Consider the following 13,485-nt stretch of genomic DNA (forward strand, 5'->3'; position numbering starts at 1 on the left):
TCAAGCAGCTAAGCTGCTCTGCTTATTGTGTATTTTCAGACGGCCTTGATTATCAGGCCGTCTGAAAAGCCTTACAGTATTACGCGGCGGAAGTCTTTCAACAGGTTCGCCAGATAAACGGTAAAGCGCATACCTGCGGCACCGTCGATAACGCGGTGGTCAAACGACAGGCTCAACGGGCACATCAGGCGCGGTTCGAAAGAAGAACCGTTCCAAACAGGTTTCATTTGTGATTTGCACACGCCCAAGATAGCGACTTCCGGTGCGTTCACAATCGGCGTGAAGCTGGTGCCACCGATACCGCCGAGGCTGGAAATGGTAAAGCATGCGCCTTGCATTTCTTGCGGTTTGAGTTTGCCTTCGCGGGCTTTTTTGCTCAACTCAGTCAACTCTTGTGAAATTTCTTTCAAGCCTTTTTTATCGACATCTTTAATCACCGGTACAACCAAGCCGTTAGGCGTGTCGGCCGCAAAGCCGATGTTGTAGTATTTTTTCAGAATCAAATTGTCGCCATCAAGCGAAGAATTGAATTCCGGGAAGGCTTTTAGTGCGGAAACAGAGGCTTTAATAATGAACGCCAGTGGAGACAGTTTCAGACCTTCGCGCTCCCACTCTTTATTCAGCTGTTTACGGAATGTTTCCAAGTCGGTCATGTCGGCTTCTTCGTTCACGGTAACATGGGGAATCATCACCCAGTTACGAGACAAGTTTTGACCGGAAATTTTCTTAATGCGGGAAAGCTCTTTAACTTCGATTTCACCAAATTTGCTGAAATCGATTTTCGGCCATGGCAACAGATCCAAACCACCACCAAGAGAAGCGGTTGCAGCAGCAGGCGCTCCTTTACCGGCGCCACCTTGCATAGCAGCTTTCACAAAGGCTTTAATGTCTTCACCGACAATACGGCCTTTCGCACCGGTACCTTTTACCAAGCTCAAGTCAACACCCAATTCGCGTGCCAGTTTACGGGCAGAAGGACCGGCATGGGCTTTGGCAAATGCGGCTTCGTTTACAGGGGTGTTACCAAATGCGGCAACAGGTGCACTTTCGGTTTTAGCAGGAGCGGCGGCCGGAGCAGCAGGTGCTTCGGCTTTGGGTGCGGACTCTGCTTTAGGTGCTTCTTGTTGGGCAGGCGCAGGGGCAGCTGCGCCACCGGCTGTTTCCACTTCGATAATTTGCGTACCTTGAGAGACTTTGTCGCCCACTTTGATATAAACCGCTTTCACTACACCGGCAGCTGTGCTGGGTACGTCCATAGTGGCTTTATCGGTTTCTAAAGTAATCAGGGTGTCGTCTAAAGCAACGGTATCGCCTTCTTTGATTTCTACGGCAATCACATCAACACCTTCGTGGCCGCCGATATCCGGTACTTCCACTTTAACAGTGGCACCGCCTGCGGCAGGTGCGGCTGCAGCAGGGGCTGGTTCGGCTGCTTTTTCAGCAGGCGCAGCGGTTTCGGCGGGCGCGGCAGAAGCTTCGGCTCCGGCAGCTTCAACCAATACGATAACGTTGCCTTCTGAAACTTTGTCGCCCACATTTACTTTAACTTCTTTCACCACGCCGGCGGCATCAGCCGGAACGTCCATAGTGGCTTTATCGGTTTCCAAGGTAATTAGGGTGTCGTCAACGGCGATGGTATCGCCGGCTTTGACTTCTACGGCAATCACATCTACGTTTTCGTGACCACCGATATCGGGTACTTTGATTTCTACAATGCTCATTGAGTTATTCCTTTTATGAGACAGTTCATTTTGAAAATACGGTTACAGGCCGTCTGAAATGTTTAATGGCCCGAGCTTATTTTGAGAACAACCACGCCTGAAATAATCAGCATAGCGCCTAACCATCGGCTAAACGTTGTGGGATCTCCATAAAACAATATGCCTACGATAAATGCACCTACTGCACCGATCCCTGTCCATACTGCATAAGCCGTACCCATCGGTATGCTTTTTTGTGCCAGATACAGACAAAAACCACTCATTGCCATACATACAATAGCCATCGTAATACCCGGCCATCGAACGCTTCCGGTTTGTGCGAGTTTCAAACCGATAGGCCAACCTATTTCTAAGAGTCCGGCGGTTATCAGGTAAATCCAATTTAAGGTCATATTGCTGATGTGTTTATATTCGGCTGATTGTTTTATTGCCCGGTAGGCCGTCTGAAACCAAGAATATTGTTTTCAGACGGCCTGTTGGCTCAATTAACGCTTCCAGCTCGGCGCGGTATCAGTTTTAATACCGTATTTTTCAATAGCTTGTTGTACAACTACTTTCTCAATCTTGCCTTGGTTGGCCAGTGCGCTCAGTGCGGCAACGGCAACATGGCGGCTGTCTACTTCGAAGAAGTCGCGCAGGTTGGCACGTGAATCACTGCGGCCGAAACCATCGGTACCCAGAACGTGGTATTCGTTTGGTACATAAGCGTGAATACGGTCGGCAAAGTTGCGTACATAATCGGTAGAAGCAATTACCGGACCTTCGCGACCTTGTAATTGTTGTGCAACAAACGGTAGCTTGTCGGCTTCCATCGGATGTAAGCGATTGTAGCGGTCGATTTCAACAGCATCGCGGTACAACAGGTTGAAAGAAGGTACAGACCAAACATCTGCTTCCACGCCGAAGTCGGCTTTCAGCATGTCGGCTGCTTTGATCACTTCATTCAAGATAACGCCCGAACCCATCAGCTGTACTTTCTTATCGCTCTTCGCACCTTCGCGGAACAAATACATGCCTTTCAGAATTTCTTCTTCAATGCCTTCGCGTTGCGGCATGGCAGGGTGGGCATAGTTTTCGTTCATCACGGTCAGGTAGTAGAACACATCTTCTTGCTCTACATACATACGGCGCAAACCGTCTTGAATAATTACAGCCAATTCATATTGGAAAGTCGGATCGTAAGACAAGCAGTTCGGGATCAAATCGGCTTGAACATGGCTATGGCCGTCTTCGTGTTGTAAACCTTCGCCGTTAAGGGTGGTGCGTCCGGCAGTACCGCCCAACAGGAAGCCGCGGGCGTGCATATCGCCAGCTGCCCAAGCCAGGTCGCCGACACGTTGGAAACCGAACATTGAGTAGTAAATGTAGAACGGAATCATGGCATAGCGGTTGTTGGCATAGCTGGTAGCAGCTGCAATCCAGTCGGCCATCGCGCCCGGCTCATTAATACCTTCTTGCAACATTTGACCGTCGATAGACTCTTTATAGAACATCAGTTGGTCTTTATCTTGCGGGGTGTATTGTTGGCCTTTCGGGTTCCAAATACCGTATTGACGGAACATACCTTCCATACCGAAAGTACGGCTTTCATCAGGTACGATCGGTACGATACGTTTGCCGATTTGTTTGTCTTTCATCAAAGTAGAAAGGATGCGCACGAATGCCATTGTGGTAGAGAATTCACGCTCGCCACTGGATTGAAGCTGCGCATCGAATGTTTCTAATGGCGGAATCGGCAGTGCTTCGGTGTTTGGATTACGTTGCGGCAGGTAACCACCCAATGCATTGCGGCGGTCGCGCAGATATTTCATCTCTTCACTGTCTTCAGGGAAGCGGTAGTAAGGCAGATCGCCGCTTTCAATTTGTTCGTCGCTTACAGGAATACCGAAACGGGTACGGAATTTTTTCAGTGATTCCACATCCATTTTTTTGGCTTGGTGGGCAACGTTTTGACCTTCGCCTGAAGAGCCCATGCCGTAACCTTTAATGGTTTTGGCCAGAATCACAGTAGGACGGCCGTCAGGATTGGTTACAGCTTCGTGGTAGGCAGCATAAACTTTGTGCGGGTCGTGACCACCACGGTTTAATGCCCAGATTTCATCATCGGACATATTGGCAACCATGGCTTTCAATTCGGGGGTGTTGAAGAAGTGTTCACGTACATAAGCACCGTCTTTTGATTTGTAGGTTTGGTAGTCACCATCCAAACATTCCGCCATACGGGCTTTGAGGGCATTGTCGGTATCGCGCGCCAATAAAGCATCCCAACGGCTGCCCCAGATAACTTTCAATACATTCCAACCGGCACCGCGGAAGTTGCCTTCCAATTCTTGAATGACTTTGCCGTTACCGCGCACAGGGCCGTCCAAACGTTGCAGGTTACAGTTGATCACGAAAATCAGGTTATCCAAACCTTCGCGGGCGGCCAATGAAATAGCGCCTTGGCTTTCCGGTTCGTCCATTTCGCCGTCGCCGCAGAATACCCATACTTTACGGCCTTTGGTTTTGCTCAAACCGCGTGACTCCAGATATTTCAGGAAGCGGGCTTGATAAATCGCCATCAACGGGCCCAAGCCCATAGATACGGTTGGGAATTGCCAGAATTCAGGCATCAGGTGAGGGTGGGGGTAGGAAGATAAACCGTCACCGTTTACTTCTTGACGGAAGTTGTCAAGTTGCTGTTCTGAAAGGCGGCCTTCTACGAAAGCACGGGCATAAATACCAGGGGAAGAGTGACCTTGGATAAAGATCATATCGCCTTCTTCGCCATCGCCTTTGGCTTTCCAGAAGTGGTTGAAGCCGACATCATATAAAGTGGCAGCGGATTGGAAAGAGGCAATGTGTCCGCCCAATTCGAGATTTTTTTTGCCGGCACGCAGTACCATAGCGGCTGCATTCCAACGGATAATCGAACGGATACGGTGTTCTAATTCGTGATTACCGGGTGACTTTTGTTCTTTTCCTACAGGAATCGTATTCAAGTAGGCAGTAGTGGCATCAAACGGCATATGAACGCCACGGCGGCGGGTATATTTAACCAGTTGTTCCAATAGGTAGTGAGCCCGGGTTTCGCCTTCGGTTTCCAATACGGAGCTTAATGCGTCCAACCATTCCTGGGTTTCAATCGGATCAACGTCTTGCATTTGGGTCGACATATTTATCCCTTCTGTTGAGTATTTGCGAATCAGCCTTTCAGACGGCTTATTCATTTTCGGTTATGAAACTTATCGGGTGATATAGTAAGGCTCCGCCCGATAACATGATTACAACACTTAATTTCTTAAGATTCAAAGCATTAATAAAAGTATCTATACATGCATATTTTCGGGGGTTTTTAACAGCTTAAAAATATACCTGCATATACTTTTGTCAGGATGAAATCGTATCAGTAAAACAGATTGCTGGCAAATGATATGCTGTATGCTTTTTTAAATATTTTTATATATATCCAACATTAATTTTTCTATATAGAAAATAATTTTTAATTATTAATAGATTTATTTTCTTTTTATGTTCAAGTTAAAACAAAATTGAAAATAAGTAAGAAATGTAAAATTATTTCAGACGGCTTTGGTTGTACGAATATTAAATTAGTTTGGGTTTACGAAAATATTACATAAATCGGTACATAATGTTTTATCAGATTTTATTTCATGAATTTTCGTTTTGTTTGTTTGACGGGTTTGTTTTCTTTTGTCGCAATAAAGTCGGATGAATTGTGTTGTAAAAAAATTTGTAAAGGTTGGGGGAGTCCGTATTGCACTAAGTCTTCAGGTGCCACCCAAAGGCCGTCTGAAATGGTTTGAGTTGGGGTACTCGTTTCGAGCATTGCTGAAAAAGGGGTAATCATTAATAAACGGTGAGTAAGGCGGTGGGTGATGGCCGGAGATTCTTCAAGGTTTTCTGGCAATACTGAAAACAAGGATGCATAGTGATAAAGATCGTTGAGGTGCTCGAAACAGGGTACGCAATATAAGCCGCCCCAAATGCCTTTTTGCGGACGTTTTTCCAGCCATAGGGCGCCGTTTTGGCGGCGTATCACTAACCAGTAAAGCGGCAGTGTCTTGACTTCGGGTGCAGACTTTTTACGCGGCAGTTCTGCAATACGGTCTTGTGCTTTAGCTTCACAAATATCAGCCATCGGGCATTGGCTGCACAAGGGCTTGCTGCGTTTGCATACGGTAGCGCCAAGATCCATTAAACCTTGCGTATAGGCTGGCATGTGTTCGTTTTTTTGCGGCAGTAGGCTTTCAGCCAACGCCCATAAGCTGTTCTCAAATTTTTTATCGGCAGGGTTGCCGTCGCGGGCGAAAATGCGGCAGAGAACCCGTTTGACATTGCCGTCGAGTATGGTTTCCCGCTGTTGGAAAGCAAAGGCGGCAATAGCGGCTGCCGTACTTCTGCCAACACCGCATAATTTTTCCAGTTCGCTGCGGCTTTGCGGAAAGTCACCGCCGAATTCATCCATGATTTGTTTGGCAGCTTTATGTAGGTTGCGCGCGCGGCTGTAGTAGCCCAAACCTGCCCACAAATTCAATACTTCGTCCTGATCGGCTTCGGCAAGGCTGGCAACGGTCGGAAAACGGGCGATAAAACGGGGATAATAATCCGATACGGTCGCTACTTGGGTTTGTTGCAACATGATTTCGGAAAGCCAAACATTATAAGGCTGCCCGACCTGCCAAGGCAGATGGTGGCGGCCGTGTTGTTTTTGCCATGTGATGAGGCGTTCGGCAAAGCTTGATGTGGTCATGAATTGGCGTTCGCTTGGTTGGCAGATGCCGTCTGAAAAGGTTTTCAGACGGCATCGATATTTGAAATAGCGTTGGATAGTGAATCAGGGGCTACATGGTAAACGTTGCGCGGTCGCTGCGTATATTGTTACCTAACTCGGCTTCAATCAGATTTTTAGTTTGAATACAGATTTCATCATCGCTGAATGCCAAGCCTACGCCTTTGGGGCGTTGCGCCGAAGTGCGGGCAGGGTTAATCCAAACCACTTGGGTGCGCAGGAATTTTTTACCGGGATGGTCGGTGAGCTCTAACGCCAGTAAAACTTCATCGCCCAATGAAAAAGAGTCATCAGTGGGCACAAAAAGGCCGCCGTGTTCTAAAAACGGCATATAGCTATTATAAAGTGCAACTTTTTCTTTTAACTGCAAGGCCATCATTTTGCCGGGCAGGTGGTCTTTTGCGTTGTTCATAGATGTTTCCCTTTTTATTTGTTTTGCCAAAATTGAAGATATTCTGTGAGTAAGGCTTCGAGCTGCATTTTAACACTTAGGGTGTGATATCCGTAAGGGCTTAAACGGTTCAGACGGCCTGTAAGGGTAAATAATGATGCAGGTGTGGTTTTCGCACCCGTTTGCGCTAGTTCGGCGGCATGTTCGGGGTAGTAGAGTGGTGGTAGTTGCTGTTGCGCCAAGCCTACATCAAGCAGCCATTTGTGTAGCCAATCGAGGAAAACGGCCAATGGTTGTTTGTGTTTGTCGAATTCCGCGGCGTAATCGAGTATAGCCAATAAGCGTGGGGCAGCCAGCAACGCGAGTAGTTTTTCGCGTAATGCATCTAAATCAGGCTCCGGTTCGAAAAGCGGGGCGCCACCGTGAAAAGCCAATAGTGGTCGGGCATTTTCTATTTGATGCTGTTCCAGATATTCAAGCGCTTGTTGGTGTGAAGGGGGCGGCAATACCATTTGGCGGCAGCGGCTTTTAATGGTCGGCAATAGCTTGTCGCGGGCATGGGTAACCAATAAAAAGATAACGTTTTCAGGCGGCTCTTCCAATGCTTTCAAAATGCCGTTGGCCGCTTGAAGGTTCATGCTTTCGGCCGGATGAACTAATACAATACGACGGCCGCCGCGTACGGAAGTTAAATGGATATTATCGACTACATCGCGAACGGCATCGATTTTAATTTGTAGCAGTTTGCGGCCGACAGCTTCGCCTTCGGGGATTTCCGGTGTTAACTCGTAAAAATCAGGATGGCTGTTTTGCTCAAACAAATGGCATGACGGGCAGGTGCCGCAAGGGTTTCCGTCGGCATCAGGCTGTTCGCACAATAAGGCCTGCGCGGTATATCGTGCGAAAGCTGTTTTGCCGGTATTTTCTTTGCCGGTAAACAGCCAGGCATTAGGCAGGTTTTGCCGGTGAGCGGCAATTTGCTGCCATTGGTTTTGATGCCACGGATAAATCATGGGAACGAAGCCTGCGGAGAAAAATGTTTATTATACCTGCGGCAGATATAAATGTTGTGCTGCCAGTCGGTTTTATAAAATCGAATAGGGGGTTAAATGAATATTTCTATGCTTTTTTGCCGTAAACACATCATCGCCGCCTTACGGCATAAGGCTGATTCTGTTAGAATTATAAACCAATTAATCGAACATTTTCAGACGGCCTGAAGGAATAATTCTTCAAGGCCGTCTGAAGCCTATTGATAAAACACACTGCTAAAAGATATGAATAAACAAAAACCTGAAGTAACGCCGATTGACCGCCCCGAATTGATTCCGCCCGGCGGTGAAAAGAAAGTGCTGCTGCATTCATGCTGCGCCCCCTGTTCGGGCGAAGTGATGGAAGCGATGTTGGCCAGCGGTATTGATTTCACGATTTATTTTTATAATCCGAATATCCATCCGAAAAAAGAATACGAAATCCGCAAAAATGAAAATATCGCTTTTGCAAAAAAACACGGTATTCCTTTTATCGATGCCGATTACGATGTGGACAATTGGTTCGAACGCGCCAAAGGTATGGAAATGGATCCGGAACGCGGTCGCCGCTGTACCATGTGTTTCGATATGCGCTTCGAGCGTACTGCGCTGTATGCCCATGAACACGGTTTCCCCGTGATAACCAGTTCGCTCGGTATTTCACGCTGGAAAAACATGAATCAAATCAATGATTGCGGCGTGCGTGCGGCAGAAAAATACCCCGGTCTGACTTATTGGGAATATAACTGGCGCAAAGGCGGCGGCAGTGCGCGTATGATTGAAATCAGCAAGCGCGAGCATTTCTATCAGCAGGAGTATTGCGGTTGCGCTTATTCGTTACGCGATAGCAACCATCACCGCAAATCACAAGGCCGTCCGCCGATAAAAATCGGAGTGAAATATTATGGCGACGAAGAGACCAAATAATATTTAATGGTAATTTAATTTCTTTAGTTAGCCGATAAACAATAGGCCGTCTGAAATGTTTCAGACGGCCTTTGATTTTTATGTGTCGATTATCAAAGCTTAATCAACAGTTAATACCACTTTCATCGCACCATTTTCAGCTGCATGTTTGAATACATCATACGCTTGCTCCAATTCGTTGAATTTGAAATGGTGGGTCAGCATTTTGGTGTAGTCAACAGAGCTGGTTGAAATGGCTTTCATCAGCATTTCGGTGGTATTGGTATTCACCAAGCCGGTGGTAATGGTCAAGTTTTTAATCCACAGTTTTTCCAGTTTGAAGTCAACGGGTTTACCATGAACACCAACCACAGCCACGTGACCGCCAGGTTTTACAATATCTTGGCACATATCCCAAGTAGCCGGAATACCGACTGCTTCAATAGCGGCATCTACACCATCTTTACCGACAATATCGGTTACCATTTTGGTAACATCGCCGGAAGCGGGGTTGATGGTATGGGTAGCCCCCAATTCTTTAGCCATTTTGAGGCGGTTTTCATCCATATCGCACATAATCAGCGCAGAAGGGCTGTAAAGCTGTGCGGTTAATAGAGCAGACATACCGACGGGGCCAGCACCAGCGATAAATACGGTATCACCAGGTTTTACATCGCCGTATTGAACACCGATTTCATGGGCGGTAGGCAATGCATCGCTGAGCAACAGGGCGATTTCTTCATTTACATTAGATGGAAGCGGAATCAGGCTGTTGTCGGCAAACGGAGTACGAACATATTCGGCCTGAGTGCCGTCGATCATATAGCCTAAAATCCAGCCACCGCCATTGCTACAGTGTGAATAAAGTTGAACTTTACAGTTGTCGCAAGTACAGCATTTGCTCACACATGAGATGATAACTTTATCGCCTTTTTTGATGTTTTTCACACCACTGCCGACTTCTTCGACAATGCCCACACCTTCGTGGCCTAAAATACGTCCGGGTGTGATTTCAGGGTTTTTACCTTTCCAAATACCTAAGTCGGTACCGCAGATGGTTGTTTTTACAATTTTCACAACGGCATCGGTCGGGTCAATAATTTGCGGCTTGGGTTTTTCTTCAAAACGAATGTCGCCTTCACCATAATAAGTCATTGCTTTCATTTCACTGTCCTTTCGGGATAGTTTGGATAATTTATTTATGTTGATTTTATAGAACAAATACTCGTTTAAGTCAATTTTTTAATTATTTCAATATGTTATGGTATAACATTGTTTTAAACTCACTGTTATTTTAAATACAAAAGCATTAAATTGTTTTGATTTGAAACAATATGAACCGTAACACTTGAATTTACCGATTGAATTTTTTCATAAGGATAAATTACGCTTTATTCGAGGGCATAAGAAAAGGAATAAAACAGATGTTTGAGCGATAAAATTTTTACAAAATAAGTTTTTTTATTGCGATATTTTACAAAGTTGGCAGTAGAAGAAATCAATACAGTGTTACGTAAAAAAGACAATAATTAGCTATGGGAAAAGGTGGTTAATTGATTGAGTGCTAAAAGCGAGAAATAGCAGTTTATGCTTGATTTAAAATATATTCATCATATTGATTTTTTGTTGAATTTCCTATAAATCTATTTTGATTTGGAGTGTATAAATATTATCAATATATATTTAAGTTCTCAATAATATTGCAGGCAATTGGGAAATAACTGCTGAGTTTTCAGGGGTAACAATGGATTCTTTTAACGATTATTTTAAAGGTAAAGAGATTACTAATGCGATTAAAATAGGGAAGGTAACAAAATATGAGCAAGCAAAAGACTTGGTAGAAATATTGCCAAGCGGTAGGGCTCCTCAGTCTTTTTGTTACATTAAATAATTTTTTAAATCTGGTTGGAAATTTAAGCAGCGCATAAAAACCTTTTGGACTTGCTTGATTCCAACATAAAAAACCGCCCATATAGGGCGGTTTAAACGCTTTATAGTGTGTTATCGTTGCCGGCTTAATGACGTTTGGGGTCATTCGGGCGCAGTTGTACCGCCAGTTTGTCGAGAATGCCGTTTACAAACTTATGGCCATCGGTGCCACCGAATGTTTTGGTTACTTCGATGGCTTCGTTAATAATCACCGGATAAGGTGTTTCGGGCATGGCGGATAATTCATGGCATGCCATCAATAAAACGGCGCGTTCAATCGGGCTGAGATCATTCTCGTCACGGTCGAGCAGTGGGCGGATAAGCTGGATATATTCTTTTTGATTGGCATGTGCACCGAAAAAGAGTGTGGTAAACAATTCGTCGTCGGCTTTTTTGAAGTCGCTGCTTTCGCGGATGTTTTTAGCAATTTCGGCGACAGGAGCCTGAGTCAGTGCGGATTGGTAAAGTGCCTGTACGGTAAATTCACGTGCGCGGCGGCGGGGTGTTTTCATGGGCGGTTCCTTGCCTTTCTTTTTCAGACGGCCTGATATGGGCAGGCCGTCCGAACCGATTACTCTTGGTCGTCGTCTTCTTCAAATACTTCTAACTGCTCTTCTAATAGCAGGTTAACCAAGTTGGCACATTCTACGGCGACAAGGGCGGCATCGCTGGCTTTTTCTTCAATGCGTACGTGCGCCTGTTCGTCGTTTTCAGTGGTGAGAATAGCGTTGGCAATCGGAATATTGAAGTCTAACCCAACACGGGTGACACCGGCGCCGGATTCGTTGGAAACCAGCTCGAAATGGTAGGTCTCACCGCGGATAACCGCACCGATAGCGATAAGGGCATCATATTGTTGGGAGGATGCCATGTTTTGCAAAATCAATGGCACTTCTAAAGCACCGGGTACGGTTGCGACGGTGATGTCATCGGTATTTACACCCAATGCAATCAGTTTTTCAGTACAAACTTTCAACATGGCACTGCCGATTTCATTGCTGAAACGGGCTTGTACAATACCGATGCGCAGTCCGGCACCATTATGTTCGGGTTGGATAGTATTCATAAGATTGCTTTCATCATTAAGGTTTATTTTATGTGTATTTCAAATACAAAAATGAATAGGGAAAATATGGTTATTATTTGCCCTTTGGTTTTTTATTCTTGCGGCTGCCAATCTTCTACCGGTTCGAATTCGCCTTCTTCATTTAATTCCCAAGCATGGCCGGGTGGCGACTGAAGATAAGGAACAATAGCAGGATTGCGGTCGGCTATGTCTTTGATTGAATACAGCACAAAATTATCAGGATTGGCTGTATATTCATCGGTTTCATCACCTTGAAAAAAACGCCAGCCAGTGTCGTCTTTAAAGTCTGAGGCTTCACGATACATAAAACCAACAGGTGCTCCTTCTTCGGTTACGGTTTTAGCAGCGATAACAAGAAAAGGTGTTTGGGATAAATTAGCAAAAGCGTTCATTTTTCAGACGGCCCATAAAAAATATCGGAAAGCGCAGATTTTACACGATTCGGCCTGTTTACGCATGATGCTTTTGCGGGCGCAGCGAACCGAGATAGATGGCAGATAAAGTTAAAGCGACGCCACACCACTGCCAGCCGTTAATCGGCTTATCAAGCAGGAAATAATCAATCAGCAGGGCGGCAACGGGTTCGCTTAATAATAATAAGCCGGTTACCGATAAGGAAAGCAGGGGGATGGCATAAGCAATCAGCCCCCATGCGAAACATTGCATCACGGCGCCGTAAATCAAAATCAAGGCGGCATCATGAAAGGTAGTAGGGTAAAGTGCTTCGCCATTAAATAGAAGTGCAGGCAACCACAATACCGCCATGCCGCCCAAGCTGACCAATAGCATCATCGGCAATAAAGAAACCGGCTGAATCTGATGGGTTTTGCGGACAAAAATCATCGATAAGGCCAACATCGAGCCGGAAACAATCCCACTGGCAAACCCCCAGCCGGCTTGGGTATTGTGGTTAAACTCGGGGCTGGCAATCAGTACAATCCCGAATATGGCCATCAATAAGCTGAATAATTGCAACTTGGAAGGACGTTCGCCGAAAAAGAAAAAGCCGGCGGCGGTGAGAAAAAATATCTGCAAGCTGTTGAGCAGCGTAGAAATTCCGGGCCCGACGGCATAAATACTTTCATGCCACAAGCCCAAATCAATACCGAGAAACGCGCCGGAAAGGCAGGCGAATGCGAATGCTTTTTTATTGTGTGGTAGTTTTTGCCCGAAAAAACGGCTTAATAACCAAAAAATAACCGCCGCTACGCACAAGCGCCAAAAAGCCATCGCAAACGCTCCGACCGGAACGAATTTTACAATCAGGCTGCCCAATCCGAAGATAACGCAGCCGACAATCAGCATGGGGGCGGCAAGGCGGTTTGGTTCTGGCATAAAGCGCGTAGGAAATAATGATTAGGGGAACCGATTGTAAATCAGGCCGTCTGAAATGAGAAGTTAGTGCCATATATCGGAATGCAGTTGCAACGGATGGCCTGTATAGCCGGTTTCAAAGTATTGCAGGATATTTGCCGGTATATTGGAAGCGAAAGCTATTTAATAACATTCGTTTTATTTTTCCTTACAAAACAAGACCGGAAAAATCATCTTTTTTTCAGACAGCATATACGTCAACAGGCACAAACTTGGTTATAATGATTAATTCTATTTTTTCGTGACTCAGGAAC

At 45.8% G+C, this 13,485-nt stretch carries 13 protein-coding genes; 2 read left to right on the top strand and 11 right to left on the bottom strand.

The window, feature by feature from the left end; translation table 11 throughout:
- Window positions 1-71 precede the first annotated feature (71 nt).
- The 6 genes from aceF to D0T92_RS06835 form a co-directional block, all read right to left on the bottom strand.
- A complete protein-coding gene (aceF, locus tag D0T92_RS06810; protein WP_151051404.1) occupies window positions 72-1,721 on the bottom strand; it encodes a dihydrolipoyllysine-residue acetyltransferase in 1,650 nt (549 codons plus the stop codon).
- A gap of 62 nt (window positions 1,722-1,783) precedes the next feature.
- Window positions 1,784-2,113, bottom strand: coding sequence for a DMT family transporter (locus D0T92_RS06815; protein WP_151051406.1), 330 nt, complete (start codon window positions 2,111-2,113; stop codon window positions 1,784-1,786).
- 93 nt (window positions 2,114-2,206) lie between these two features.
- Window positions 2,207-4,876 carry a pyruvate dehydrogenase (acetyl-transferring), homodimeric type gene (gene aceE / locus D0T92_RS06820; protein ID WP_151051408.1) on the bottom strand — a complete coding sequence of 890 codons (2,670 nt, stop codon included), beginning with the start codon at window positions 4,874-4,876 and terminating at the stop codon, window positions 2,207-2,209.
- Between the two features lie 491 nt (window positions 4,877-5,367).
- Window positions 5,368-6,474 carry an A/G-specific adenine glycosylase gene (mutY, locus tag D0T92_RS06825; RefSeq protein WP_151051410.1) on the bottom strand — a complete coding sequence of 369 codons (1,107 nt, stop codon included), beginning with the start codon at window positions 6,472-6,474 and terminating at the stop codon, window positions 5,368-5,370.
- 91 nt (window positions 6,475-6,565) lie between these two features.
- Complete coding sequence (locus D0T92_RS06830) at window positions 6,566-6,925, bottom strand: PilZ domain-containing protein (protein WP_151051412.1); 360 nt, start codon at window positions 6,923-6,925, stop codon at window positions 6,566-6,568.
- Between the two features lie 14 nt (window positions 6,926-6,939).
- The gene (locus D0T92_RS06835; protein ID WP_151051414.1) at window positions 6,940-7,917 is read right to left on the bottom strand and encodes a DNA polymerase III subunit delta'; all 978 of its coding nucleotides are present in this window, start codon (window positions 7,915-7,917) and stop codon (window positions 6,940-6,942) included.
- A 264-nt stretch (window positions 7,918-8,181) separates the two neighbouring features.
- Between D0T92_RS06835 and D0T92_RS06840 the strand changes: the two genes are divergently transcribed.
- Window positions 8,182-8,862, top strand: coding sequence for an epoxyqueuosine reductase QueH (locus D0T92_RS06840; RefSeq protein ID WP_151051416.1), 681 nt, complete (start codon window positions 8,182-8,184; stop codon window positions 8,860-8,862).
- 99 nt (window positions 8,863-8,961) lie between these two features.
- Here the strand turns inward: D0T92_RS06840 and D0T92_RS06845 are convergent, their stop codons facing one another.
- On the bottom strand, window positions 8,962-10,005 hold the full coding sequence (locus tag D0T92_RS06845) for a zinc-dependent alcohol dehydrogenase family protein (RefSeq protein ID WP_151051418.1): 1,044 nt from the start codon (window positions 10,003-10,005) through the stop codon (window positions 8,962-8,964).
- Between the two features lie 580 nt (window positions 10,006-10,585).
- Here D0T92_RS06845 and D0T92_RS11390 point away from each other — a divergent pair.
- On the top strand, window positions 10,586-10,732 hold the full coding sequence (locus tag D0T92_RS11390) for a hypothetical protein (RefSeq protein WP_191963615.1): 147 nt from the start codon (window positions 10,586-10,588) through the stop codon (window positions 10,730-10,732).
- A 124-nt stretch (window positions 10,733-10,856) separates the two neighbouring features.
- On the opposite strand, the gene nusB is transcribed toward D0T92_RS11390, so the two are convergent.
- From nusB to D0T92_RS06865, 4 genes are all read right to left on the bottom strand, one after another.
- Entirely contained in the window at window positions 10,857-11,282 is a 426-nt protein-coding gene (nusB, locus tag D0T92_RS06850; RefSeq protein WP_151051420.1) for a transcription antitermination factor NusB, read from the bottom strand.
- A 59-nt stretch (window positions 11,283-11,341) separates the two neighbouring features.
- Window positions 11,342-11,836, bottom strand: a complete 495-nt coding sequence (ribH, locus tag D0T92_RS06855) for a 6,7-dimethyl-8-ribityllumazine synthase (RefSeq protein WP_151051422.1) — start codon at window positions 11,834-11,836, stop codon at window positions 11,342-11,344.
- A gap of 92 nt (window positions 11,837-11,928) precedes the next feature.
- Window positions 11,929-12,249: a DUF2185 domain-containing protein gene (locus tag D0T92_RS06860; RefSeq protein WP_151051424.1), complete on the bottom strand. Its 321-nt coding sequence runs from the start codon at window positions 12,247-12,249 to the stop codon at window positions 11,929-11,931.
- 58 nt (window positions 12,250-12,307) lie between these two features.
- Window positions 12,308-13,192, bottom strand: a complete 885-nt coding sequence (locus D0T92_RS06865; RefSeq protein ID WP_151051426.1) for a DMT family transporter — start codon at window positions 13,190-13,192, stop codon at window positions 12,308-12,310.
- Window positions 13,193-13,485 lie beyond the last annotated feature (293 nt).

It is taken from the genome of Neisseria zalophi, from assembly GCF_008807015.1.
GTDB classification, from domain to species: domain Bacteria; phylum Pseudomonadota; class Gammaproteobacteria; order Burkholderiales; family Neisseriaceae; genus Neisseria; species Neisseria zalophi.

Bases quoted from the DNA above. Each gene is read 5' to 3' on its own strand.
- aceF (WP_151051404.1), bottom strand. From the start codon at position 1,721: ATGAGCATTGTAGAAATCAAAGTACCCGATATCGGTGGTCACGAAAAC.
- D0T92_RS06815 (WP_151051406.1), bottom strand. From the start codon at position 2,113: ATGACCTTAAATTGGATTTACCTGATAACCGCCGGACTCTTAGAAATA.
- aceE (WP_151051408.1), bottom strand. From the start codon at position 4,876: ATGTCGACCCAAATGCAAGACGTTGATCCGATTGAAACCCAGGAATGG.
- mutY (WP_151051410.1), bottom strand. From the start codon at position 6,474: ATGACCACATCAAGCTTTGCCGAACGCCTCATCACATGGCAAAAACAA.
- D0T92_RS06830 (WP_151051412.1), bottom strand. From the start codon at position 6,925: ATGAACAACGCAAAAGACCACCTGCCCGGCAAAATGATGGCCTTGCAG.
- D0T92_RS06835 (WP_151051414.1), bottom strand. From the start codon at position 7,917: ATGATTTATCCGTGGCATCAAAACCAATGGCAGCAAATTGCCGCTCAC.
- D0T92_RS06840 (WP_151051416.1), top strand. From the start codon at position 8,182: ATGAATAAACAAAAACCTGAAGTAACGCCGATTGACCGCCCCGAATTG.
- D0T92_RS06845 (WP_151051418.1), bottom strand. From the start codon at position 10,005: ATGAAAGCAATGACTTATTATGGTGAAGGCGACATTCGTTTTGAAGAA.
- D0T92_RS11390 (WP_191963615.1), top strand. From the start codon at position 10,586: ATGGATTCTTTTAACGATTATTTTAAAGGTAAAGAGATTACTAATGCG.
- nusB (WP_151051420.1), bottom strand. From the start codon at position 11,282: ATGAAAACACCCCGCCGCCGCGCACGTGAATTTACCGTACAGGCACTT.
- ribH (WP_151051422.1), bottom strand. From the start codon at position 11,836: ATGAATACTATCCAACCCGAACATAATGGTGCCGGACTGCGCATCGGT.
- D0T92_RS06860 (WP_151051424.1), bottom strand. From the start codon at position 12,249: ATGAACGCTTTTGCTAATTTATCCCAAACACCTTTTCTTGTTATCGCT.
- D0T92_RS06865 (WP_151051426.1), bottom strand. From the start codon at position 13,192: ATGCCAGAACCAAACCGCCTTGCCGCCCCCATGCTGATTGTCGGCTGC.